This is a genomic window from Pseudogemmobacter bohemicus (genome assembly GCF_003290025.1).
Taxonomy (GTDB): Bacteria; Pseudomonadota; Alphaproteobacteria; order Rhodobacterales; family Rhodobacteraceae; genus Pseudogemmobacter; species Pseudogemmobacter bohemicus.
On the sequence record NZ_QNHG01000006.1, the window covers coordinates 158,066 to 179,551 of the forward strand.

Consider the following 21,486-nt stretch of genomic DNA (forward strand, 5'->3'; position numbering starts at 1 on the left):
GGTCAACTGACCGGATGGCATCCGGGCCGCGGCTGAGTGTCAACTGTAAAACGACAACAGGGAAAGATGAGATGAAAAAGACCATTACCGGCACTGTCAGCCGCTCGGTTCTTGCGCTCGCCCTTATGGGCTGGGCGGGGGTGGCCTCGGCGGATGAGATTGATTCCATTGCGATTCTCGCGCCCGAAATGGGCACCGATATGGGCTGGAACCAGCAAGGCGTCGATGCGGCCCGCAAAGCCGGCGAGGCGGCGGGGATCGAGGTTATCGTGGCCGAGAATCTCGGTTACGGCGATGTGCGTCCGACGCTGCGCGAACTGGCCGAAGACGGCGCCGATCTGCTGATCGGCCATGCCTCGGGCTACAACACTTCGGCGCCCGAGATCGGCGAGGAACTGGGCGTTCCGGTGGCGATTGTCGATATGCCGGACAAGCTGTCGAAGGGTAAGGTTGCCGATTATACCGCGACCGGCTCGGATGGCGCCTATCTCGCGGGCCGTCTGGCCGCCAAAATGACCCGCACCGGTATTGTCGGTATCGTGGTCTCGGGCGAGCCGCCGTCCTGGAACAATATGTCCATCGCCTTTGCCGAGGGCGTCAAGGCCGAGAAGCCCGAGGTCGAGGTCCGCTATGCGGTGATCGGGCCGGCCGCCTATGCCGATGCCGCCGGCGGCAAGCGCGTGACGGAAACCGTGATCGCCTCGGGCGCGGATATCATCTTCGGCCAGGGCAACGGGTCTTCCTTCGGTATGTTGCAGGCGGTGGAAACCACGCCGGCGACCGATGGCGGCAAGGCCTATTTCATCGACGTGATCGGCGACAAGACCTCGATCGACAAGGGGTATCTCTTGTCCTCGGTCGTCTGGGATCTTACCCCGGTCTATGCCGCGATGATTGCCGATCTGAAAGCCGGCACTTACGGCGAGAAGAATTACGACATCAAACTCTCGGATGACAGTCTGCACCTGCTGAAGACCGCCAATATCCCCGATGATGTCTGGGCCGAGATCGAGGCGCTGAAGGCCGAGATCATCTCGGGCACGATTAAGGTCGAGGCGAAGTATGACGCCGCGAGCGTGCGTGCCCTGGTGAAAGCCGTCGAGTAAGCGGCGACTGCCGGGGCGGGGCCGCACTGGCCCCGCCCGCCAGCGACATTTCCCGCGTGGCCAGAGCGCCGGATGCGGGCTTTCCATGAAGGACCACTCCATGCAGTCACCAGTCGGGGCGGCGGTGTCAGAACCGCCCGCGACCCCGGGACCTGTTGTCGCGCTGAAAGGCCTGACCAAGCGATTCCCGGGCGTGATCGCCAATAACAATGTCAGTGCGCAGATTTTCCCGGGCGAGGTGCATGTGCTTCTCGGTGAGAACGGCGCCGGGAAATCCACCCTGGTCGGCATGCTTTCGGGGCTGCAACAGCCCGATCAGGGCCATATCGAGATCGGGGGCGCGCGCGTCACCGTCACCTCGCCGCGCCATGCACTGTCTTTGGGCATCGGCACCGTGTTCCAGCATTCGATGCTGGTGCCGTCTTTGTCGGTCGTTGACAATTTCACCCTTGGTGGCACCTGGTGGAAGCGCCCGGATCGCGAGGGCCAGGCGGCGCGCATTGTGGAAACAGCGGCGCGGCTTGGTTTGCGCGTTGATCCTTTCGCGCTGGTTTCGACCCTTTCGCTGGGCGAGCGGCAGCAGGTCGAGATCCTGCGCGCGCTGATGCGCGGCTCGCGCTGTCTGATCCTGGACGAGGCGACGGCGATGCTGACCCCGCATGAGGCGGTCTCGCTGGGGGAACTGATGCGGCGCCTGGTGGCAGAGGGGCTGGCGATCATCTTCATCACCCATAAGCTGAATGAGGCGCTGGCTTACGGCGACCGGATTTCGGTGCTGCGGCTGGGGAAGAATGCGGGCGAGATCGGGCCTCAGGAACTGCGCGCCCAGACCGATGCCGGGAATACCGCGCGGATCATCGCGCTGATGTTCGGCGCCGGTTCCGGCTCGGCCGCCGGGGAGGGGGCGCCGCGCTCAGGGCGAGAACCCGGCCCCCTGGTGCTGGAGGTTGCCGGCCTGACCGCCGGCGCTGGCCGCATCCCGCTGCAAAACGCGACATTTTCGGTGCATCGGGGCGAGATCCTCGGCCTCGCGGGCATCGACGGCAATGGGCAAAAGGAACTGGCCGAGGCTTTGTCGGGCCAGGTGCCCTCGGCCGGATCGGTGCGGCTGAACGGGCGCGAGATCGGCGGGATGACCGTTGGCGGGCGCCGCGCGGCGGGGCTGCGCTATGTCACCGATGACAGGCTGGGCGAGGGCACGGTCGGCGCCTTCCCGGTCGCGGTGAATTTCCTGCTGAAAGAGATCGGCTCGACGCCCTTCTGGCAAAAGGGTCTGGAAAAGCCACAGGCGATCCGCGCCCAGGCCGAAGAGCATGTGAAGAATTTCGACATCCGCACCCCGGGCGTGCAGACGCCGGTGGGCAAGCTTTCGGGTGGCAATATCCAGAAGGTTTTGCTGGCGCGTGAGCTGACCGGAAGCGCCGAGGCGGTGATTTTCGCCAAGCCGACCTACGGCCTTGATGTGCAGAATATCCGCGCGACGCGGGACCGGATCCGCGAGGCGGCAGAGGCCGGCAAGGCGGTCTTGCTGATCTCGACCGATCTGGATGAGCTGCTGGAGCTGGCCGACCGGATCGCGGTGATCGACCGCGGCCGGATCCGCGGCATTGTCGATAATGACGCGCGCGCGCGCGATGCCATCGGCCGCCTGATGAGCGCGGGAGAAGAGCCATGAGTGACGTTTCACTGCCCGTTGCAGGGGGTAAATCAGGCGGCAAGCCGGGGCGGGACTGGCTCTGGATGCTGGCTTTGCTGATCGGGCCTTTGCTGGCGGCGCTGGCGCTTGGCGGGCTGATCCTGCTGGCGATGGGGGTCAATCCGCTCAGCTATTACGCCTTTGTGGTCGAGCGTTCGATCCTCAGGCCCTCGGGGCTGGAGGCGACACTGACCCGGATGGGCCCGCTGCTTCTGATCGCGGCGAGCCTGATCGTGGCGTTTCGCGCCGGGATCTGGAATCTCGGTGGTGACGGGCAGTTCCTGTTGGCCGCTGTGATGGTGGCTGCGATGACCCCCCTGATGCATGAGGCGGGGATGCCGGTCTGGCTGGTGCTGGTCACGGGCCTTCTGACCGGCGCGGTGATCGGCGCGGCCTGGTCGGTTCTGCCGGCGCTGCTGAAAGCCTTTCAGGGGATCAACGAGATCATCACCACGCTGATGATGAGCTTTCTGGGGGTCTCTTTCGCCAATGTGCTGGTGAAGCTCGCGTTTCTCGATCCCGCCACCACCACACCGCAGACCCGCACCCTGCCGGTCGAGGCGCGGCTGCCGCGTCTTTTCGATACCACGGTGTCTTCGGGGCTGCTCATCGGGCTGGTCGTGGTGGTTCTTGTCCATCTGATGATGACGCGGACGGCCTTCGGGATGCGGTTGCGGGTGGTGGGTGCGAACCCCCGCGCGGCGGTTCATGCCGGGCTGTCGGTTCCGAAACTGACCATCGCGGTCTTTGCGATCTCGGCCGCGCTGGCGGGATTGTCGGGGGCGGTCGATATCCTCGGGACGCAAGGCAATGTCCGCGCCGACTGGAACCCGGCCTATAGCCTGACGGTGGTGCCGCTGGTTTTTCTGGCCCGGCTGAACGGGTTTGGCTCGATTGCCTATGTCTTCCTCTTCTCCGCCCTGACCATTGGCGGCGAAAGCGCCGCGCGCCGCCTTGGCGTCCCGAGCTTCTTCTCGCTTGTCATCGTGGCGCTGCTGCTGATCACCCTCGGCCTCGCGGAATATGCCGACAAGCGCCGCCGCGCGCGCGCCAGACAATGAGGCCCTGATGTTTACCGAGACCTTCCTCATCACCCTCTTCCTCGGCGCCGTCATGGCGGGCATGCCTTTGCTGCTTGCCGGCCTTGGCGAGCAGCTGTCGGAAAAGGCGGGCGTTCTGAATATCGGCCTTGAGGGCATGATCCTCGCCGGAGCCTATGCCGGTTTCCTGGTGGCCTGGACCAGCGGCAGCTCTGCGCTTGGCTTTCTGGGCGGCGCCGGCGCGGGGATGATTGTCGCCTCGCTGATGGTCGTCTTCTGCGTCATCCTTGGCCTCAATCAGATCGTGATCGGCATCGCGCTGACGCTGCTGGTCCAGGGTCTGACCGCGCTTTTACACTTCGTCCAGTTCTCGCGCAGCTATCCAAGGCTTGACGGCATGCAGAGCTGGCCGGTCCCCGGCCTGTCGCAGATCCCCGTTATCGGGCCGATGTTCTTCAACCATAACCCCATCGTCTATCTCACGGTGATCCTGGTTGCGGTTTTTGCCTGGATCTACCGGATGACGCATCTCGGTTCCGCGCTCCAGGCGGCGGGCGACAAACCGGCTGCGCTGGATGCCGCCGGGGTCGATGTGATCCGCACCCGCGCGCTGGCGGTGCTGACCACCGGCGCGCTTGCGGGCCTTGGCGGCGCCTTCATGTCGGTTGCCGTCGCGGGCGTCTTCATCCCGTTTATGAGCCATGGCAACGGCTTCATCGCCATCGTGCTGGCCATGCTGGCGCGGGGCAGGCCGCTCTGGGTGCTGGGCGGTGCGCTTTTGTTCGGTGCAAGCCTTTCCATGACCACCGCCTTGCAGGTGGCGGGGGTCAATGTGCCGGTCGATGTGATCCAGATGCTGCCCTTTGCCATGGTCATGCTGGTCTTGCTGGTCGCCGGCCGCAAGGCCAGCCTGCCGGCAGCTCTGGGCGAAAGCTTCGAGCGTGGCGCCCGTTAAAGCGCCGCCATCTCGACCGAAAGCCCGAAATCCCGCGCCTCACCCGGGGCGAGGGTCAGGCTATAGGGCCGCGCCGCCAGCTCTGGCCCGGCGCCGATCTGCGATGGCAGACCCTGCCAGGGCTCGACACAAAGGAAGCCGGCCCGCTGCGGTCGCCACAGCACCAGGTTTTCCAGCCCGCGCCAGCGGATTTCCAGCCCGCGGGCGCCGCTGCCATAGAAGAGCCCATCCCCGGACCCCTCGGCCAGGATGATCGAGGACGAAGGGTGAAATGTCGCATCCTCCACCGCCAGCCGCCCGTCATGGAAGGGTGTCGGGATCTGGCCACCGGTCAGGAAATTCTCGCGCTGCTCTGCCGGGGCGGGGGAGGCGCCATTCAGCAGCCGCACCTCATGCGCGCCTGCAACCCCCGGCAGTGGCAGCGCAAAGCCCGGATGATAGCCAAAGCTGAACGGCATCGGCCGCGCGCCGCTGTTCTCGATCCGCGTTTCACAATCCAGCCGGTCGCCGCTCAGCCGGTAAGATTGCAGCAGCCTGAAATCGAACGGATAACTTTCGCGGCTGGCGGCATTCGCCACCAGTTCAAAGCGGCAGAAATCCGGGCCGCTTTCCAGCAGCTGAAACCGGCTCAGCATCGCAAAACCGTGGATGGTCATGGGGTGATCCTGGCCGTCGATCCCGACGCGATTGTCGATCGCCCTGCCGCAGATCGGGAATAAAAGCGGGCTCGACTGATCCCAGAAATCCGGGTCCGCCTGCCAGAGCAGCTCTTGCCCGCGCTGTTGCAGTGACCGCAACTCGGCCCCGAAAATCGCGATTTCCGTCGTCACAGTGCCGCTTTCAAGCCTGATCCGTTCGGTCATTTCCGCCCCTCCCAATCGCTGCAAGCACCGCATCCGCCGCCCGCTCCACCCCGGGATCGGCCTTCATCGCCGCCGAAACCGCCGCCAGATGCGCCCGCATCGGCGCGTGATCCAGCAGCCCCTCGATCACCTCGGCCAGCTCGGAAGGCGTCCAGTCCGAGCGGTGCATCATCACCCCACAGCCGGTATCATCGGCGCGGCGCGCATTGTCATGCCCGTCCCAGCAATAGGGCATGATCAGCGAGGGAACGCCATGGAACAGCGCCTCGCAAAAGGAATTATTGCCGCCGTGATGGATGAAAAGCTGCGCCTCGGACAGCACGGCGGGCTGCGGGAACCAACTGCCCAGCAGCACATTGTCGGGCACGTCGTGATACGCGTCCAGGTAGCCCCCGACATTGACGAAGAACCGCGCTCTGATCCCGGCAAAGACCGCGATCATCCGGCGGATCAGCGGGATATCCGAGGCGCCGAGGCTGCCGAAGCTCATATAGACCAGCGGGCCGCGATTATCGGGCAGGGGGGGCGGATCATAGGCGCCTTCATCGCGTACGCAGCCCTCAAGAAAGGTGAAACTGGCCTGGGGCAGCGGCTCGGCGCGCCTGTAGCGCACGGCAGTGGGTGCCAGCAAAAGATTGTTCCAGGCTGAATTTTCCAGAAACATCCCGGGCGGCAGCGGTCTCAGCCCACGCTGGCGGCGAAAGCCGTTATAGCGGTCATGCGCGGCTTTGGTGGCGGCCAGCGCCTCGGTCTCGAATTCGGCACGCCCGGTCTGATCGCCTGGCGACAGGCCCGAAAGCGGCGGCGGAATCAGCGGATCGGAGATCTCTGTCTCGGCGCAGGAGACGACCCGGATCCAGGGAACCCCTGCGCGCAGGATCGCCGGAAACATCACCACATTGTCCAAAAGCACAAGATCGGGCTGGATCTGTGCCAGCAGGGATTCAAGCGAGTCCTCAACGGCGATGACGGTATCGACAATCGCCTCCCATGTCGGGGCGACGTAAGAGCGCAGCTGCTCCAGCGGGGTCTGGTCGAAATGGCTCAGATGGGTGTCGACAAAGCTCTGCCAGTAATCGCCGGACCCGGCGAGGCGCGCCGGGCTCAGGTGATATTCGCGGAACCCATATTCGGCAAAGACGCCGGTAAAGCCCGGATGGCAAAGGAAAACCGGCTCGGCGCCGCGTGCGCGCAGCGCCCGGGCAATGCCGACACAGTTCAGCGCGGCGCCAAAGCTGGCTTCGGGAAAAAAGGCGATCAGGGCCGGGCGGCTCATGCGGGGCCTCCGCGCCGGATCGGGGCACCACGCCCGGCGGCTTCGGGGCGGCGGATGCCCGAGCGCCGCAGATGCAGCACCATCTGATCGGCGGCGAGTTCCGGCTGGCTGCGTTCAAGGCTGTCGAGAATGTCGAGATGCTCGCCCATGGCCTGGCGCATGCGGAAGGGCGGCGGCGGCGCGTCCTTTTGCGCCAGCCGACGCAGCCGGTGATGCGCGATCAGCGCGCCCGAGAGGAAGCGGTTGCCCGAGCTTTCCGCGATCAGCATGTGGAAATCATGGTCCAGCCGCCGGAAGGACACAGCGGCCAGCCGGCTTTCCGGAGCCTCGGCAAAATCGCGCATCTGTGGCCTGAGCGCACCGGCACGCGGCGCGTCCAGCTGGAATCCAGGGGCAAGAATGGCCTGCGGCTCCGCCATCAGCCGGAAGGCAAAACTCTCGGCAATGGCGCGCGGCGTGTCGAGCAAGGGCTGAAACGCCCAGGCCCGTCCTGGCAATTGGGTGATGAATCCGTCTGTTGACAGTATTTTTAATGCATTCAGTACAGAGTGCCTGGATGTTGCATAACGTCTGACCAAAGCGCTGACGGATTGCAGATCGCCGATCCGTCGCGCCGCACGATCTGCGAGGATGCGTTCGGGCAGGGTCTGTTCCTCATCGCCGATCCGGGTTTGCGCCTCGGCCAGACCCTCTTGCGGGCCAAGCGCCAGGAAATAGCCCTCTTCGGCGCGTTTGACCACAATTCCCTTTTCTTCCAGCAGCCTGAGTGCGGACCTTATCGGGGTGCGCGAGATGCCGAAGCTGCGCGACAACGCCTCTTCCGGCAGATGCTCGCCCGGTTTCATCCCGCGCTCCAGCGCGAAGGCGACCACCTGGCGGGCCAGTTCAAGATGGTTCAACCGGGCGGTGCGGCGTGTCCCCGTCATCGCATTCCTCTCCTCTCTGCCGACCGCACGCTGTGGTAATTTCCGGAACAGTAAATACAGTTTGACGTACTTTTTTTAGCAACCGTACGATCAGAAGCATCGGTCATCAAGAACCGGCAAAAAAATCTCCGCCGCACCGGAATGCGGCATCCAACAGGAGGAATGCTGATGAAAGGCAAGCGCCTGAGTGCCTTCGCTTTGGCCGGGGCTATGAGCGGGGCCCTGGCCTCGGGCCTTATATCGTCGGGTGCGGCGCTGGCCGATCCGCTGACCGTCTCGAACTGGGATGGCTATATGGCCCCCGATGCCATCGCCAAATTCAACGAGGCAAGCGGCAACACGGCCGAACTGGTGCTGCATGCCACCAATGAAGAGATCATGGGCAAGATCATCGCCTCGGGCGGCAAGGGCTATGACGTGGTTTTCGTCTCGTCGCCTTTTGCCGAGGTGTTGTTCCAGATGGGCCTGACCGAACCGCTGGACCATGCCAAAATCCCGAACCTCGCCAATCTCTACCCCGAGGCGACCGAACTGAAACACGACCCGGGCAATACATTCTCGGTGCCCTATGCCTGGGGGACGACCGGGCTGTGCTACCGCTCGGACCTCGTTGAGGGCACGCCTGACAGCTGGTTCAACCTGCTCGCCCCGGTCGATGCGCTGAAGGGCAAGGTCACCATGCTGGCGACCGATCGCTGGCTGCTGGGCGCCGGCTTTCTTGCCAAAGGCTATTCGGTGAACGAGACCGATCCGGCGAAACTGGCCGAGGTCAGGGATTTGCTGATCGCCGCGAAAAAGACCCTGCTCGCCTATGATGACACCACCTTCTATTCCAAACTGGTTTCCGGCGAGGCGCTGCTGGTCGAGGCCTGGGATGGCTGGTGCAATTACGGCATCGCCGAGAATGCGGACATCAGATATGTCGTGCCGAAAGAGGGGTCAGACCTCTGGGCCGATACGATGGTCATTCTGAAAGCGTCGGAAAACAAGGACGCGGCGCATGCGTTCATCAACTTCATTCTCGATGCCGAAAACCACCGCTGGGCGGCCGAGAACATCCTTTACAAGGTGCCGAACAAACCGGCGATGGAAGGGCTGGCGCCGGAACTCCTGACCCAGTTTCCCAATATGGCGATGACGCCCTCTGAACTGATGGCGCATGAGCAGCTGAGGAATGTCGGTGAGGCGCAGCGGGATTATTCGCGCATCGTCTCGGAGATCATGGCATCGAACTGATGCCATCGACCTGATCCTGTGGCCGGGCTGTGATGGCCCGGTCCTGTCCCCGCTCAGAGTGCCCCGATGCAGGACCGCAAATCCCTGTTCCTGATGACGCCTGCTTTGGCCTGGCTGACCGCTTTCATGGTGGTGCCCTGCCTGTTGATCCTGACGCTCGCCTTCTTTCGGCGCGGGGTTTACGGCGGCATTGAATACACGTTCACGCTGGAAAATCTCCGGCTGGTGATCGACCCGCTTTACGCCTGGATCTTCCTGAAATCGGCCTGGATTGCCGGGCTGGCGGCGCTGATCGCCAGCGTGATCGGCTACGCCGCCGCTTTCGCCATTGCCGCGCTGCCCCGGCGCAATCAGCCGCTGGTGTTGTTCTTCGCCATTCTGCCCTTCTGGTCGAATTACCTGGTGCGGACCTATGCCTGGATCGTGCTGCTGAACCGCGAGGGGCTGATCGTCGGCCTGGCACGGGGCCTTGGTTATGAGGGCGAGCTGCCGGCAATGCTGTACACCGAGACGGCGGTGGTGATTGGCCTTGTCTATAACTACCTGCCCTTTGTCATTCTGGCCTGCTACGCGCCTTTGTCGCGACTGAACCCCGAGATTGCCGAGGCCTCATCCGATCTGGGCGCCAGCGGCTGGACCACCTTCCGCCGGGTGATCCTGCCGATGAGTTTCACCGGCCTCGCCACCGGCTTTGTTTTCGTCTTCGTGCTGTCGATCGGCAATTTCGTGACGCCGGCACTTTTGGGCGGCGGGCAGTTCCAGATGGTCGGGAATCTTGTCTATGCGCAGTTCCTGACCGCCAATGACTGGCCCTTCGGTGCCGCGATTTCGATGGTGCTGATCGCGGTGATGATGCTTTTTCTGACGCTGCAGACCTTTGTGGCCGAGCGTGGCTCGGGCGGGGGGCTGCGATGAAAGCGCCCGCCAGCCTGACCCTGACCATCCTCGTGCTGGTCTTCGCCTTTCTCTATATTCCGATTTCGGTTCTGGTGGGGCTTTCCTTCAACGCCGGCGGCATGCCCACGGCCTGGACCGGGTTCTCGCTGAAATGGTATGGCTCGCTGTTTCAGAACCAGGACATTCTGCGCGCGGCCTGGAATACGCTGATCGTGGCGCTGGTCTCGACCTTTTTCGCGACGCTTTTGGGCACGCTGCTGGCCATCGGGGTCGAGATCCGCCGCCGCCGGGGCCGCATGATCGAGACGCTGATTTTCGCGCCGATGGTGATTCCCGATATCGTGCTGGCGATTGCGCTTTTGAGTTTCTTTTCGCTGACGGATTTCCGGCTGGGCCTGCATACGGTGATCCTGTCGCATGTGGTGTTCAACCTGGCCTTTGTCTGCGCGGTGGTGCGGGCGCGGCTCAGGGTGTTCGACTGGTCGGTGGCCGAGGCCTCCGCCGATCTCGGCGCCTCGATGCTGGTGACGCTTTGGCGGGTGATGCTGCCGGTGCTGGCGCCGGCAATCATCGCAGGCGCGCTGCTCGCCTTCACGCTGTCGGTGGATGAATTCATCATCGCCTTCTTCACCGCAGGCTCCAGCCGCGCCTCGATCACTTTGCCGATGCAGATCTATTCGATGATCCGCTTCGGCATCACGCCCGAGATCAACGTGCTGGCAGTGCTGGTGATGGTATTTTCGCTGGTCACGCTGACGCTGGCGCAACGCTTCAACCGCGGGAGCCTGACCGGACCATGAGCGCCTTTCTCTCTGTGCAGGATCTGGAAAAGCGGTTCGGGACGCAGCGCGCGGTGGACGGCGTCAGTCTCGATATCCGCCAGGGTGAGTTTTTCGCGCTGCTTGGCGCCTCGGGGTCGGGGAAGACGACGCTTCTGCGGATGCTGGCCGGGTTCGAGGCACCATCCTCGGGCCGGGTGTTGCTGGATGGCCAGGACATCACCGCGCTGGCGCCGAACCGGCGGCCGGTGAACCTCATGTTCCAGTCCTATGCGCTGTTTCCGCATATGACGGTGGCGAAGAATATCGCTTACGGGCTTGAGATGGAGCGCCTGGCGCGCGGTGAGATTGCCGCGCGCGTCGATGAGATGCTGGCAAAGGTGCAGCTGGCGCATCTGGCGGGGCGCAAGCCCGATCAGCTTTCGGGCGGGCAGCGGCAAAGGGTGGCGCTGGCGCGGGCGCTGGTGAAACGGCCGAAACTTCTCTTGCTGGATGAGCCGCTTGGCGCGCTGGACAAGAAGCTGCGCTCCGAGATGCAGCTGGAGCTGAAACGGATCCAGCACGAGTTCGGCATCACCTTCATCGTGGTGACCCATGACCAGGAAGAGGCGCTGGTCATGGCCGATCGCATCGCGATCCTGAAAGACGGAAGCCTGTTGCAATGCGGCACGCCCCGCGAGGTCTATGAACAGCCCCTGAACCGCTTCGCTGCCGAATTCATCGGTGTGATGAATTTCATCCCTCTTATCCGCAACGGCGACAGCCTCACCACCATGACCGGCGCTCCGATCTCAACAGTCGCCCCGGTCCCGAATGACGTGCAGCTGGTCGCCGCAGTGCGACCAGAAAGACTGGAGATTGGGCCGCTGCGGCTCGATACCTCAGCAAGCGAGAGCGCCCGACCCGACAACCGGCTGACGGGCACCATCACCGCGCTGGCCTATCACGGGCTTGATCTTCAGCTCCATATCGCCACCGACGCCGCCCCGATCATCGCCCGCCTCACCGCCGATCAGGCCGAAAGCCGCGATCTGGGCCCGGGCAAAACCGTCACACTCAGCTGGAAAGCCGCTGACACAAAGCTCTTTCCCGCCTGACCCACCGCCTGATCCAAGGAGGATACCCATGCCGCAAAAGACCTTCGCCTTCTTCCCCGAAGCGGCCTTCGGCCCGGCGCTGAACTCGGTCGGCATCGCCCAGGCCGTCACTGCCATGGGGCATAAAGCGGTCTTCCTCTCGGATCCGGGCTTCGTCCCCGTCTATGAGGGTTACGGCTTCGAGGCCCATCCCGTCGCTCTGTCAGAGCCGATGCCCGCCGAACAAATGGCCAAATTCTGGGAGGATTTCATCAACGGCCATATCCCGAATTTCTGTAAGAAACCGATCGAGCAGATCGACAATTATGTAAAGGAATGCTGGGAAGCCATCGTCGATTCAGCCAAATGGGCGCAAAAAGACCTGCCCGCAGTGCTGGCCCGTATCAAACCCGATGTGATCGCGGTCGATAACGTCATTCTTTTCCCCGCGATCAAACAATTCGGCGTGCCCTGGGTACGGGTCATCTCCTGTTCGGAAAACGAGATCGAGGATGAGGATATCCCGCCGCATCTCTCGGGCCTTGGTGAAAACGACCGCGCGGGCCATGCGGCATTTCGCGAGAAATTCAACCGGGTGATCAAACCGATCCATGACGATTTCAACGCCTTCCTTGCGGTAAACGGTGAAGATCCCTATCCGGTCGGCCAGTTTTTCGAGGCCTCGCCTTACCTCAATCTCCTCCTCTACCCGTCCGAGGTCACCTATAAGCGCCGCCACCCGCTTGATCCGGAACAATTCCAGTATCTCCAGGGCTGCGTTCGCAAAGAGGCCGCTTATGAGGTGCCGAAATTCGCGAAAAACAATGACGGGCCGCTGCTTTACATCTCTTTCGGTTCGCTCGGGGCGGGGGATACGGAACTTCTGAAACGCCTGATTGCGCTGGTTGGCCGCTCGCGCTACCGCGCGCTGGTCAATGTCGGTGATTACAAGGACAGCTATACGGATGTGCCGGAAAATGTGGTGATCGAATCCTGGTTCCCGCAGCCCTCGGTGATCCCCCAGGTCGATGCCGTGATCCATCACGGCGGCAATAACAGCTTTACCGAATGCCTCTATTTCGGAAAGCCTGCGATCATCATGCCCTATGTCTGGGACGGGCATGACAATGCCACCCGCGTCCAGGAAACCGGCCATGGTTTCCGCTCGGATCGCTATGACTGGACGGATGCGGAGCTGACCGCGAAGATCGAGGCCTGCCTGACCGATGCCACGCTTCAGGCCCGGCTCAGAGCCACATCGAAACATATGCAGGCCTGCGAAGGGCCTAAAACGGCGGCAAAACTGCTGACCGATCTGCTGGAGAAGTGACATGACCAATCTCAAAAGCTCCGCCCCCCATATCCACGGGGCCGAGACCTATGACGATCTCGCCGACTGGGGCGTGCAGCCCGATGCCCTTGCGGGCGCCTCACATTCAACCGGGCGGCTCTTGTGGAAGACGCAACTTCCCGGCGGTGGCCAGTCGGAATCCGGGATCTGGGTCTGCACGCCCGGCACCTGGAAAATCTCGGTTCCGCGTGACGAGTTCTGCCATTTCGTCGCGGGCCGCGCCCGCTACACCGCCAAAGACGGCACCGTCACCGAGGTCGGCCCCGGTTCCTGCGTCGTCTTCCCCGCCGGTTACGAGGGCACCGCCGAAGTGATCGAGACCATCCGCAATATCTATATGCTCGCCTGAGGTTTCATCATGTCCAAAGCCGTCAATACCGACCTGACCACCCCCTTGATGCAAAACCCCAAAGCGATCACCGATGTGGTCGACTGGGGCGTGATCGACACCATGGTCGAGGGCGAAAGCCATGTCTCGGGCCGGGTGCTGTTTCGCAACGCAGACGGATCATCCGAATGCGGCATGTGGATCTGCACGCCGGGCAAATGGGTCTGCCATGTCACCTCGGACGAGTTCTGCCATTTCCTTGAGGGGCGCTGCACCTATGTCCACGAGTCGGGCGATGTGATCGAGATCACCCCCGACACCGCCGCCTTCTTCCCGAAGGACTGGAAAGGCGTCTGCACCGTCCATGAGACGATCCGCAAAGTCTATATGATCCGCTGAGAGGGCCGGAAATGTCCGATCTGTGCTATTACCTCACCCCCGGTTTCCACCAAAGCCAGGGCGTTGCGCATGACGTGATCGACCCGGCGACGCTGGGCGTGGTCGGCCAGCGGGTGGAGGTGACCGGGGCCGAGGCTGAGGCGGTGATCGCCCGGGTGAACCTTGCGCAAAAGGCCTGGAAACGGGTCGATGCGAAGACCCGCGCGAAGATCCTGCATGATTTGGCCGGCCGGATCGAGGCCGCCGATTTCCGCGCCTGCGCCACGCTGATGAGCCGCGAGATGGGCAAACCCTGGCCCGAAGCCATCGGCGAGATCGCCAATGTCGCGCCGATCTTCCGCTATTACGCGGAAATGGCGCGGGATGAGGCCGGCAAGATCGCTGGCACCACGCAGATCGGCTCCACCCAATATGTGCGCTATGAACCGCTTGGCGTTTCCGTCCATATCATGCCGTTCAACTTCCCGATCCTGTTGATGTGCTGGACGGTGGCGGCGTCTTTGGCGGCGGGGAATGGCTGCATCATCAAACCGGCCGAGGCGACGACGCTGTCGACGCTGGAATTTATGAAGGTGTTTGACGGGCTGCCCGAGGGGCTGGTCGCCTGCCTGCCCGGCGGACGCGCTTTGGGTGAGGCGCTGGTCGGGTCCGATCACACCCATGCGGTGGCCTTTACCGGCTCGGTTGCCGGGGGCAGGGCGGTCGCCATGGCGGCGGCGGCAAAGATGAAGCCGGCGGTGATCGAGGCGGGCGGGTCCGACCCGATGGTGATCGCGGCCTCGGCACCTTTGGAGGTTGCGGCGGCGGGGGCGGTGACTGCCGCCTTCCATATGTCGGGCCAGGTCTGTACCTCGACCGAGCGGATCTATGCGGTGGATGCGATCCATGACGCGTTCATCGCGGCTTTCGTGGCTGAAACACAGCGGCTCAGGATCGGGAACGGGCTGGGGCGGCACGAGATCGGCCCGCTGGTCTCAAAAGCGGCGCGCGACAAGGTGATGCGTCTGGTGGCGGATGCCATCGCGAAAGGCGCAAAGCTCGAATGCGGGGGCCGCATCCCTCCGGGGCTGGAAACCGGCTGGTTCTATGAGCCCACGATCCTCACCGGCTGCTCCCCGGATATGGAGATCCTCAGCGAAGAAATCTTCGGCCCCGTGGTCGCGGTCGTCCGCGTGGCTGATTTCGATGCTGCGATAGAGGCGGCGAATGACAGTCCCTTTGGCCTTGGCGCCTCGATCTTCACCACATCGCTGGAGGAGGCGATCGAGGCCTCGGAACGGCTTGAGGCCGGCATGGTCTGGGTCAACAACCCGATGATCGACAATGATGCGCTGCCCTTTGGCGGCTGGAAGGCCTCGGGGCTGGGGCGCGAGCTGGGGCGCCAGGGGCTCGACGCGTTCCGGCGCTCGAAAATGGTGATCCTGGATCACCGGCCCGTGCGGCAATCCTGGTGGTATCCCTATCCCGATGACTGGTTCCCCGATCAGGAGGGCGGTGGTCGCAAACACAGCTAATCTGACCGCATGGTCAAAATTTGTGCGGCGAAGGGCTGTCTCTTGCACGAGGGGCATGGCACAAGACGAAACCGTTGACTTGCGGGCCTCTGGCTCTCACCACTGTGAGAGCAACATGTCCGGCCACAGGGGGTAAACATGACAAAGGATCTTCGTCTTTCACGCCGCTTTCTTCTGCAATCGGGGCTGATCCTCGGCGCCTCCTCGCTGCCTGTGCTGCGGCCCGCCTATGCCGCGACGGCGGTAAAGGTCGCGGGCGTGCATGGCTCGCCGGTGGAAAACGCCTGGAACTCGGTCTTGCATAAGGCGTTGCTTGAGGCGGCGGCAGAGGGTGCGATTGAATACACCTTCTCGGAGGGGGTTTCGGCCACCGATTACCCGCGCGCGATGCGCGAATATGCCGAAGCCGGCAACCAGCTGATCATCGGCGAGACATTCCCGGTTGAACGTCAGGGCCGCGAAGTCGCCGCCGATTACCCGGAAACCGCCTTTGTGATGGGCTCGTCCGGCGGGCCGGAGGGGGATAATTTCGGTACTTTCGGCACCTGGAATTATGATGGCGCCTATCTGGCCGGGATGCTGGCCGGCAAGATGACGAAGTCGAATGTGGTGGGTTCGGTCGGCGCCATGCCGATCCCGGAAATCAACCTGCTGATCAATGCCTTCGGTGAGGGCGTGAAGGCGGTCAACCCCGATGCCAGGCTGCTGGTATCCTGGATCGGCACCTTCTTTGACCCGCCGAAAGCGCGCGAGGCGGGGCTTGCCATGATCGACGCCGGAGCGGATATCCTCTTTGGCGAGCGGATCGGCACCGCAGATGCCGCGAAAGAGCGGGGCATCAAGGCCATCGGCTCGCTGATCGACTATACGCCGATGTATCCCGACACGGTTTTCGCCAATGCGCTCTGGGGCTTCCGCCCGATTCTGAACGCCATCGTCGCCGATGTGGCGGCAGGCAATCCGACCGGCAAGGACTATACCCCCTTCGGCCTGATGAAAGAGGGCGGCAGCGATATTTCCTATGTGACCGGCGTTGCGCCTGCCGATGCCGAGGCCGCGATGGAGAAGGTCCGGGCCGGGATCAAGGCCGGCTCCTTCACCGTGCCGCAGAACTTCGACGAGCCGAAGTAAGCCTGGATGGGGTCAGATGCGACAGGACTGGCCTCGGCGATCCGCCGGGGTCATCTGACAGCGGCAGAGGCGATGGAGGCCTCTTTCGCGCAGGCAGAGGCGCGCGCCGGTCTTGGCGCGCTGGCCCATCTGAACAAAGCGCGCGGGCGGGCGCTGGCCGGCGAATTCGACGCGCTTCCCGGCAATGCGCCGCAGCGCTATGCGGCTTTTGGCGGCGTGCCACTGGTCGTGAAAGACCTTGGCGCGCCATTTCTGGGCTTTCCGGTCGCGGCCGGGTCAGCGCTGTTCCCGCGTGAGGGGATGGGCGAACACAGCCAGCTTGCGGCGCGGTTCCGGGCGGCGGGGCTGTGCCCTTTCGCGCTGACCACGGTGCCGGAATTCGGCCTGTCGCTGGCCTCGGAACCTGCCATCGGGCCGGTGGCCAGAAACCCGCTGAACCCGGATCTGTCGCCCGGCGGGTCTTCGGGCGGTGCGGCGGCGGCGGTGGCTGTCGGGATCGCGGCGATTGCGCATGCGACCGATGCCGGTGGCTCGATCCGGGTGCCGGCGGCGGCCTGCGGCCTTGTTGGGCTGAAGCCGGGGCGGGGCTCGGTGCCGGGCGGTCCGGGCTTTGGCAATCACCTTGGAGGCATTGCAAGCGAGCTGGCGATCTGCCGCTCGGTCCGCGATGCCGAGGCGATCTTTGCCGCCTGCACCATTGGCGGCACAAGGGTGCCTTTCGCGAGCCCGCTGCTGGAAGAGGCGAAATCGGGGCCGCTGACCATCGGCCTTGTCACCGAAACCGGCCCCTGGCCCATCGACGAAAGCCGCATCGAAGCCGTTGAGGCGGCGGCGCGGGTTCTGGCCAGGAACGGCCATCGCATCCGCCCGCTGGAGGGCGAGGCGGTGATGGATCTGGCGGTGCGCTCGGCCAGGGTCTTTGCCGATGTGGTCTCGATCAATCTGGCGGAACTGTCCTCGCAGCTGGATTTCTCGCTGGCAGAGCCGATGACCCAGGCGGTAGTGGCGCGCGGGCTGGCGATGCCGGTGACCGCGCTCTGGGCCAGCCTGAACGATATGGTCTTTGTAGCGCGGGACCTGTGGCGGTTTTTCGACGGGGTCGATCTGTTGCTGACGCCGATGCTGGCGGGGCCGCCGCTGCCTTTGGGTGCCTTTCCGACCGATCATTCGGACACCGATCTGCATTTCGACCGCATGGCCCGTTTCGCCCCGCTGGCCAGCCTTGCCAATATCTCTGGCGCGCCCGCGATCACGCTGCCATTCGGTGCTGATGAGGCCGGTTTGCCGCTGCCGGTGCAGCTGATCGCGCCGATGGGGCAGGAGCGGCGGCTGCTTTCAATCGCCGCCCGGCTGGAGGTAGAAGAGCGCTGGACCCATCCCTTTCCCGTCGCGGGGCTGACATGAGCGAAACCGTTCTCGATATCTCGCAGGTCAGCAAGCGGTTCGGTGCGACACTGGCCAATGATGCGATTTCGCTGAGCCTGGAACGCGGCGAAATCATCGCGCTTCTGGGCGAGAATGGGGCCGGCAAGACCACGCTGATGTCGATGCTGTTCGGCCATTACACCCCTGATTCCGGGCATATTTCCGTGATGGGTCGGCTTTTGCCGCCGGGTCGGCCCAGGGCTGCGATCCGCGCAGGCATCGGCATGGTGCATCAGCATTTCTCGCTGGCGCCGAACCTGTCCGTGCTGGAAAATGTGATGACCGGCACCGAGAGCCTCTGGCGCCCCTGGTCCGACAAGGCGAAGGCGCGGGCGCGGCTGATGGAGATTTCCGCGCGGTTCGGGCTGAAGGTCGTGCCGGAGGCGCGGCTGGGCGATCTTTCGGTCGGCGAACAGCAACGGGTCGAGATCCTGAAAGCGCTTTATAATGACGCAAAGATCCTCGTGCTGGACGAGCCGACCGCTGTTCTGACCAATCTGGAAGCCGAACATATGTTCGCGACACTGAAGGATATGGCACGCCAGGGGCTCTCGATCATCTTCATTTCGCATAAGCTGGATGAGGTGATGAATACGGCCGACCGGGTGGTGGTGCTGCGCGGGGGGCGCGTGGTGGCAGAGCGCCGCGCGATGGAGACCTCAAAGGCGGAACTCGCCGGGCTGATGGTCGGGCGGGCGGTGACGCGGCCCTTGCGGGAGGCGGCAACCCCGGGCGTGGTGGTGCTGGAGGCGAAAGCGGTCACCCTGCGCGAGGCGGGCGTCGAGCGGCTGAAAGCGGTCGATTTCCATCTGCGCGAAGGCGAAGTGCTGGGGATCATCGGCGTATCGGGCAATGGCCAGGCGTCGCTTGCGCGGCTGGTCGGTGGCCTTGCGCGACGCAGCGCGGGGGAGATGACGCTTTTTGGCCGGCCCATCGGTGACATGTCGGTGCGCGAGGTGGTCGAGGCCGGCATCGGCCGCATCCCCGAAGACCGCACCCATGACGGCGTGATCGGCGAGATGGCGATCTGGGAAAATGCGGTGCTGGAGCGCCTGCCGGAATTCACCCGCCGCGGCCTTGTCGACCGCAAGGCGGGGATGGATTTCGCCCGCCGCATCATTGACGGGTTCGATGTGCGCGGCGGCACGCCCGCCAGCCGTATCCGGCTTTTGTCGGGTGGGAATATGCAAAAGCTGATCCTCGGGCGGAACCTGATCGAACATCCGAAGATCCTCATCGCTGCCCAGCCGGCGCGGGGCCTTGATGAAGGCGCGGTGGCGGCGGTCCACGCGCGCATCCTGGAGGCACGGCGCGCGGGCACGGCGGTGCTGCTGATCTCGGAAGACCTTGACGAGGTGATGGCGCTGGCGGATCGCATTCAGGCGATTGTCGGCGGCCGGCTGTCGCCGCCGGTCTCGCCCGAACGGGTCGATGCCCGGCATCTGGGGCTGATGATGGCCGGCGAATGGGCCCGTGAACGGGAAGGGGCGGCGAATGCGGTTTGAGCGGCGCGAACAGATACCGCCGGCGCTGGCGCTTCTGACGCCGCTGATCGCGGTGGCGGTCTCGCTGGCGCTGGCCGGCGGGCTGATTGCCCTGGCCGGAGCGCCGGTGCTTACCGCTTTCGGCAAGATTCTGACCGGCGCGTTTGGTTCGAAACTGGCGGCGACCGAAACGCTGGCGCGCGCGGCGCCGCTGATCCTGACCGGGCTGGCGGCAGCGGTCGCTTTTCGCGCGCGGCTGTGGAATATCGGGGCCGAGGGGCAGCTTTACCTTGGCGCCATTGCCGTCGCGGCGGCCAGCGCGCATCTTTTCGGCGGCCTGCCGGGCGTGGTGCAGATCCCGCTTCTGTTCCTGACCGGAGCGCTGGCGGGGATGGTGCTGTTGCTGATCCCGCTCTGGCTCAGGCTGCGGTTCCAGGTCGATGAGGTGGTGACGACGCTGCTTCTGAACTTCGTGGCGCTCTTGTTCGTGTCGATGCTGATCGACACGGTGCTGAAGGACCCGCTGGCCTTCGGCTGGCCGCAATCGGTGCCGGTGGCGCCGGAGGCGGAACTGCCGAAGATCATCCCGCGCTCGCGGCTGCATATCGGCCTTCTGGTGGCGGTGGCGGTGGCTTTCGTGGTGCATTTCATCCAGGCGCGCACCGCCTTCGGGCTGCAATCGCGCGCGGCTGGCCTCAACCCGTCGGGCGCGGCCTTTGCCGGTGTGCCGCTTGGCCGCACGCTGGTGCTGGTCGCCATGCTGTCGGGTGGCCTCGCGGGCCTTGCGGGCGCGGTCGAGGTGATGGGGATCACCTCTTACGTTACCACCGAGCTGTCGCCGGGATATGGCTATTCGGGGATCGTGGTCGCGATGCTGGCGGGGCTGAACCCGCTGGGCGTGGTGCTGGCCGCTTTGTTCACGGCGGTGATGTTTGTCGGGGCCGATGCGATGAGCCGCTCGCTGGCGGTGCCGAGCTATATCGCGGATGTCACCGTGGCGCTGTCTTTGCTGTGCATGCTGGTTGCGATCTTCTTCACCCAATACAGGATCCGCAGATGAGCGCGCTTTGGGACATACTCGCCTCGGCGGGGCTCTGGGCGGCGGTGCTGAGGATCGCGACGCCGCTGATATTCGCGACGCTCGGCGCGCTTTTATGCGAGCGCGCAGGCGTGCTGAACCTTGGGATCGAGGGGATTATGACCTTCGGCGCCATGATCGGCTGGTTCGCGGTCTGGAACGGGGCGGATCTCTGGACCGGGTTATTTGTCGCCTGCCTGTCGGGGATGGTGTTCGGGCTGCTGCATGCCGGCCTGACGGTGACGCTGGGGCTGTCACAGCATGTCTCCGGCCTTGGCGTCACGCTTTTCGCGTCTTCCTTCAGCTATTATCTCTTCCGCCTGCTGGTTCCCGTCGAAGGGACGCCCCCCAAGATCATCCCCTTCCAGCCGCTGCATATTCCTGGCCTCTCGGATCTGCCCTGGCTGGGTCAGGCGCTGTTCACCCAGACCGCGCCGACCTGGGTTGCGATTGTGCTGGCCATCGTGATGGCGCTGGCGCTGTTCCGCACGCCGCTTGGCCTTGCCATCCGCATGACCGGCGAGAACCCGCATGCGGCCGAGGCCCAGGGCATCAACCCCATGGTGATGCGCTATGGCGCGGTGATCTTTGGCTCGGGCCTGATGGCGGCCGGGGGCGCTTTTCTGACCCTTTCCGCCTTTGACAGCTTTATCCCGACCATGATCCAGGGGCGCGGCTGGATCGGCATCGCGCTGGTGGTCTTTGCCTCCTGGCGGCCCGGGCGCGCGCTGGCCGGTGCGCTGCTGTTTGCATTTTTCGACGCGTTCCAGCTGAGGCTGCAAACCGTGATCGGCGGCGCGGTGCCCTATCAGCTTTTCCTGATGACCCCCTTCATCCTCTCGATCCTGGCGCTGGCTTTGATGGCGCGGCGCGCCCGCGTGCCCCAGGCTCTGATGCAACCCTATCGGCGCGGCGAGCGTTAAGGA

20 protein-coding genes are annotated in these 21,486 nt (G+C 64.1%); 17 read left to right on the forward strand and 3 right to left on the reverse strand.

Going from position 1 to position 21,486, the window contains the following annotated elements; genetic code table 11:
- Positions 1-71: 71 nt before the first annotated feature.
- From DRF71_RS24720 to DRF71_RS24735, 4 genes are all read left to right on the forward strand, one after another.
- Entirely contained in the window at positions 72-1,106 is a 1,035-nt protein-coding gene (locus DRF71_RS24720; protein ID WP_112313118.1) for a putative B6 ABC transporter substrate-binding protein, read from the forward strand.
- A 100-nt stretch (positions 1,107-1,206) separates the two neighbouring features.
- Positions 1,207-2,781, forward strand: a complete 1,575-nt coding sequence (locus tag DRF71_RS24725; protein ID WP_112313178.1) for a putative B6 ABC transporter ATP-binding protein — start codon at positions 1,207-1,209, stop codon at positions 2,779-2,781.
- Positions 2,778-3,863, forward strand: coding sequence for a putative B6 ABC transporter permease subunit 2 (locus tag DRF71_RS24730; RefSeq protein WP_112313119.1), 1,086 nt, complete (start codon positions 2,778-2,780; stop codon positions 3,861-3,863). Before DRF71_RS24725 ends, DRF71_RS24730 begins: the two co-directional genes overlap by 4 nt.
- A gap of 7 nt (positions 3,864-3,870) precedes the next feature.
- Positions 3,871-4,797, forward strand: coding sequence for a putative B6 ABC transporter permease subunit 1 (locus DRF71_RS24735; protein WP_112313179.1), 927 nt, complete (start codon positions 3,871-3,873; stop codon positions 4,795-4,797).
- Here DRF71_RS24735 and DRF71_RS24740 read toward each other — a convergent pair.
- From DRF71_RS24740 to DRF71_RS24750, 3 genes are read right to left on the reverse strand one after another with little or no spacing between them, the layout of a single operon-like run.
- Entirely contained in the window at positions 4,794-5,660 is an 867-nt protein-coding gene (locus DRF71_RS24740; protein WP_157971274.1) for an aldose epimerase family protein, read from the reverse strand. The genes DRF71_RS24735 and DRF71_RS24740 overlap by 4 nt on opposite strands.
- The gene (locus tag DRF71_RS24745; RefSeq protein WP_112313121.1) at positions 5,638-6,936 is read right to left on the reverse strand and encodes a glycosyltransferase; all 1,299 of its coding nucleotides are present in this window, start codon (positions 6,934-6,936) and stop codon (positions 5,638-5,640) included. Before DRF71_RS24745 ends, DRF71_RS24740 begins: the two co-directional genes overlap by 23 nt.
- Positions 6,933-7,862: a GntR family transcriptional regulator gene (locus tag DRF71_RS24750; RefSeq protein WP_112313122.1), complete on the reverse strand. Its 930-nt coding sequence runs from the start codon at positions 7,860-7,862 to the stop codon at positions 6,933-6,935. The genes DRF71_RS24745 and DRF71_RS24750 overlap by 4 nt, the downstream gene beginning before the upstream one ends.
- A gap of 168 nt (positions 7,863-8,030) precedes the next feature.
- Between DRF71_RS24750 and DRF71_RS24755 the strand changes: the two genes are divergently transcribed.
- The 13 genes from DRF71_RS24755 (at position 8,031) to DRF71_RS24815 (ending at position 21,483) form a co-directional block, all read left to right on the forward strand.
- On the forward strand, positions 8,031-9,098 hold the full coding sequence (locus tag DRF71_RS24755) for a polyamine ABC transporter substrate-binding protein (RefSeq protein ID WP_112313180.1): 1,068 nt from the start codon (positions 8,031-8,033) through the stop codon (positions 9,096-9,098).
- 66 nt (positions 9,099-9,164) lie between these two features.
- Positions 9,165-10,013: an ABC transporter permease gene (locus tag DRF71_RS24760; protein WP_198672359.1), complete on the forward strand. Its 849-nt coding sequence runs from the start codon at positions 9,165-9,167 to the stop codon at positions 10,011-10,013.
- Positions 10,010-10,795 carry an ABC transporter permease gene (locus DRF71_RS24765; RefSeq protein WP_112313123.1) on the forward strand — a complete coding sequence of 262 codons (786 nt, stop codon included), beginning with the start codon at positions 10,010-10,012 and terminating at the stop codon, positions 10,793-10,795. Before DRF71_RS24760 ends, DRF71_RS24765 begins: the two co-directional genes overlap by 4 nt.
- Positions 10,792-11,871, forward strand: coding sequence for an ABC transporter ATP-binding protein (locus tag DRF71_RS24770; protein WP_112313124.1), 1,080 nt, complete (start codon positions 10,792-10,794; stop codon positions 11,869-11,871). Before DRF71_RS24765 ends, DRF71_RS24770 begins: the two co-directional genes overlap by 4 nt.
- Before the next feature lie 28 nt (positions 11,872-11,899).
- Positions 11,900-13,180: a nucleotide disphospho-sugar-binding domain-containing protein gene (locus DRF71_RS24775; protein ID WP_112313125.1), complete on the forward strand. Its 1,281-nt coding sequence runs from the start codon at positions 11,900-11,902 to the stop codon at positions 13,178-13,180.
- 1 nt (position 13,181) lies between these two features.
- Positions 13,182-13,550: a cupin domain-containing protein gene (locus DRF71_RS24780; RefSeq protein WP_112313126.1), complete on the forward strand. Its 369-nt coding sequence runs from the start codon at positions 13,182-13,184 to the stop codon at positions 13,548-13,550.
- A gap of 33 nt (positions 13,551-13,583) precedes the next feature.
- Positions 13,584-13,928, forward strand: coding sequence for a cupin domain-containing protein (locus DRF71_RS24785; protein ID WP_112313182.1), 345 nt, complete (start codon positions 13,584-13,586; stop codon positions 13,926-13,928).
- An 11-nt stretch (positions 13,929-13,939) separates the two neighbouring features.
- A complete protein-coding gene (locus DRF71_RS24790) occupies positions 13,940-15,442 on the forward strand; it encodes an aldehyde dehydrogenase family protein (protein ID WP_112313127.1) in 1,503 nt (500 codons plus the stop codon).
- A 138-nt stretch (positions 15,443-15,580) separates the two neighbouring features.
- Positions 15,581-16,573, forward strand: coding sequence for a BMP family protein (locus tag DRF71_RS24795; RefSeq protein WP_112313128.1), 993 nt, complete (start codon positions 15,581-15,583; stop codon positions 16,571-16,573).
- Between the two features lie 6 nt (positions 16,574-16,579).
- Positions 16,580-17,977, forward strand: a complete 1,398-nt coding sequence (locus DRF71_RS24800; protein ID WP_112313129.1) for an amidase — start codon at positions 16,580-16,582, stop codon at positions 17,975-17,977.
- Positions 17,974-19,503 (forward strand): ABC transporter ATP-binding protein, encoded by a 1,530-nt coding sequence (locus DRF71_RS24805; protein ID WP_112313130.1) that lies wholly within the window; start codon positions 17,974-17,976, stop codon positions 19,501-19,503. The genes DRF71_RS24800 and DRF71_RS24805 overlap by 4 nt, the downstream gene beginning before the upstream one ends.
- A complete protein-coding gene (locus DRF71_RS24810) occupies positions 19,493-20,542 on the forward strand; it encodes an ABC transporter permease (RefSeq protein WP_112313131.1) in 1,050 nt (349 codons plus the stop codon). The genes DRF71_RS24805 and DRF71_RS24810 overlap by 11 nt, the downstream gene beginning before the upstream one ends.
- Entirely contained in the window at positions 20,539-21,483 is a 945-nt protein-coding gene (locus DRF71_RS24815) for an ABC transporter permease (RefSeq protein ID WP_112313132.1), read from the forward strand. Before DRF71_RS24810 ends, DRF71_RS24815 begins: the two co-directional genes overlap by 4 nt.
- Positions 21,484-21,486 lie beyond the last annotated feature (3 nt).

Excerpts from the sequence above, each read along its gene's own strand:
- DRF71_RS24760 (WP_198672359.1), top strand. The coding sequence starts at position 9,165 with ATGCAGGACCGCAAATCCCTGTTCCTGATGACGCCTGCTTTGGCCTGG.
- DRF71_RS24770 (WP_112313124.1), top strand. The coding sequence starts at position 10,792 with ATGAGCGCCTTTCTCTCTGTGCAGGATCTGGAAAAGCGGTTCGGGACG.
- DRF71_RS24720 (WP_112313118.1), top strand. The coding sequence starts at position 72 with ATGAAAAAGACCATTACCGGCACTGTCAGCCGCTCGGTTCTTGCGCTC.
- DRF71_RS24815 (WP_112313132.1), top strand. The coding sequence starts at position 20,539 with ATGAGCGCGCTTTGGGACATACTCGCCTCGGCGGGGCTCTGGGCGGCG.
- DRF71_RS24755 (WP_112313180.1), top strand. The coding sequence starts at position 8,031 with ATGAAAGGCAAGCGCCTGAGTGCCTTCGCTTTGGCCGGGGCTATGAGC.
- DRF71_RS24745 (WP_112313121.1), bottom strand. The coding sequence starts at position 6,936 with ATGAGCCGCCCGGCCCTGATCGCCTTTTTTCCCGAAGCCAGCTTTGGC.
- DRF71_RS24780 (WP_112313126.1), top strand. The coding sequence starts at position 13,182 with ATGACCAATCTCAAAAGCTCCGCCCCCCATATCCACGGGGCCGAGACC.
- DRF71_RS24800 (WP_112313129.1), top strand. The coding sequence starts at position 16,580 with ATGGGGTCAGATGCGACAGGACTGGCCTCGGCGATCCGCCGGGGTCAT.
- DRF71_RS24740 (WP_157971274.1), bottom strand. The coding sequence starts at position 5,660 with ATGACCGAACGGATCAGGCTTGAAAGCGGCACTGTGACGACGGAAATC.
- DRF71_RS24750 (WP_112313122.1), bottom strand. The coding sequence starts at position 7,862 with ATGACGGGGACACGCCGCACCGCCCGGTTGAACCATCTTGAACTGGCC.
- DRF71_RS24735 (WP_112313179.1), top strand. The coding sequence starts at position 3,871 with ATGTTTACCGAGACCTTCCTCATCACCCTCTTCCTCGGCGCCGTCATG.
- DRF71_RS24810 (WP_112313131.1), top strand. The coding sequence starts at position 19,493 with ATGCGGTTTGAGCGGCGCGAACAGATACCGCCGGCGCTGGCGCTTCTG.
- DRF71_RS24730 (WP_112313119.1), top strand. The coding sequence starts at position 2,778 with ATGAGTGACGTTTCACTGCCCGTTGCAGGGGGTAAATCAGGCGGCAAG.
- DRF71_RS24775 (WP_112313125.1), top strand. The coding sequence starts at position 11,900 with ATGCCGCAAAAGACCTTCGCCTTCTTCCCCGAAGCGGCCTTCGGCCCG.
- DRF71_RS24725 (WP_112313178.1), top strand. The coding sequence starts at position 1,207 with ATGCAGTCACCAGTCGGGGCGGCGGTGTCAGAACCGCCCGCGACCCCG.
- DRF71_RS24795 (WP_112313128.1), top strand. The coding sequence starts at position 15,581 with ATGACAAAGGATCTTCGTCTTTCACGCCGCTTTCTTCTGCAATCGGGG.
- DRF71_RS24790 (WP_112313127.1), top strand. The coding sequence starts at position 13,940 with ATGTCCGATCTGTGCTATTACCTCACCCCCGGTTTCCACCAAAGCCAG.
- DRF71_RS24765 (WP_112313123.1), top strand. The coding sequence starts at position 10,010 with ATGAAAGCGCCCGCCAGCCTGACCCTGACCATCCTCGTGCTGGTCTTC.
- DRF71_RS24805 (WP_112313130.1), top strand. The coding sequence starts at position 17,974 with ATGAGCGAAACCGTTCTCGATATCTCGCAGGTCAGCAAGCGGTTCGGT.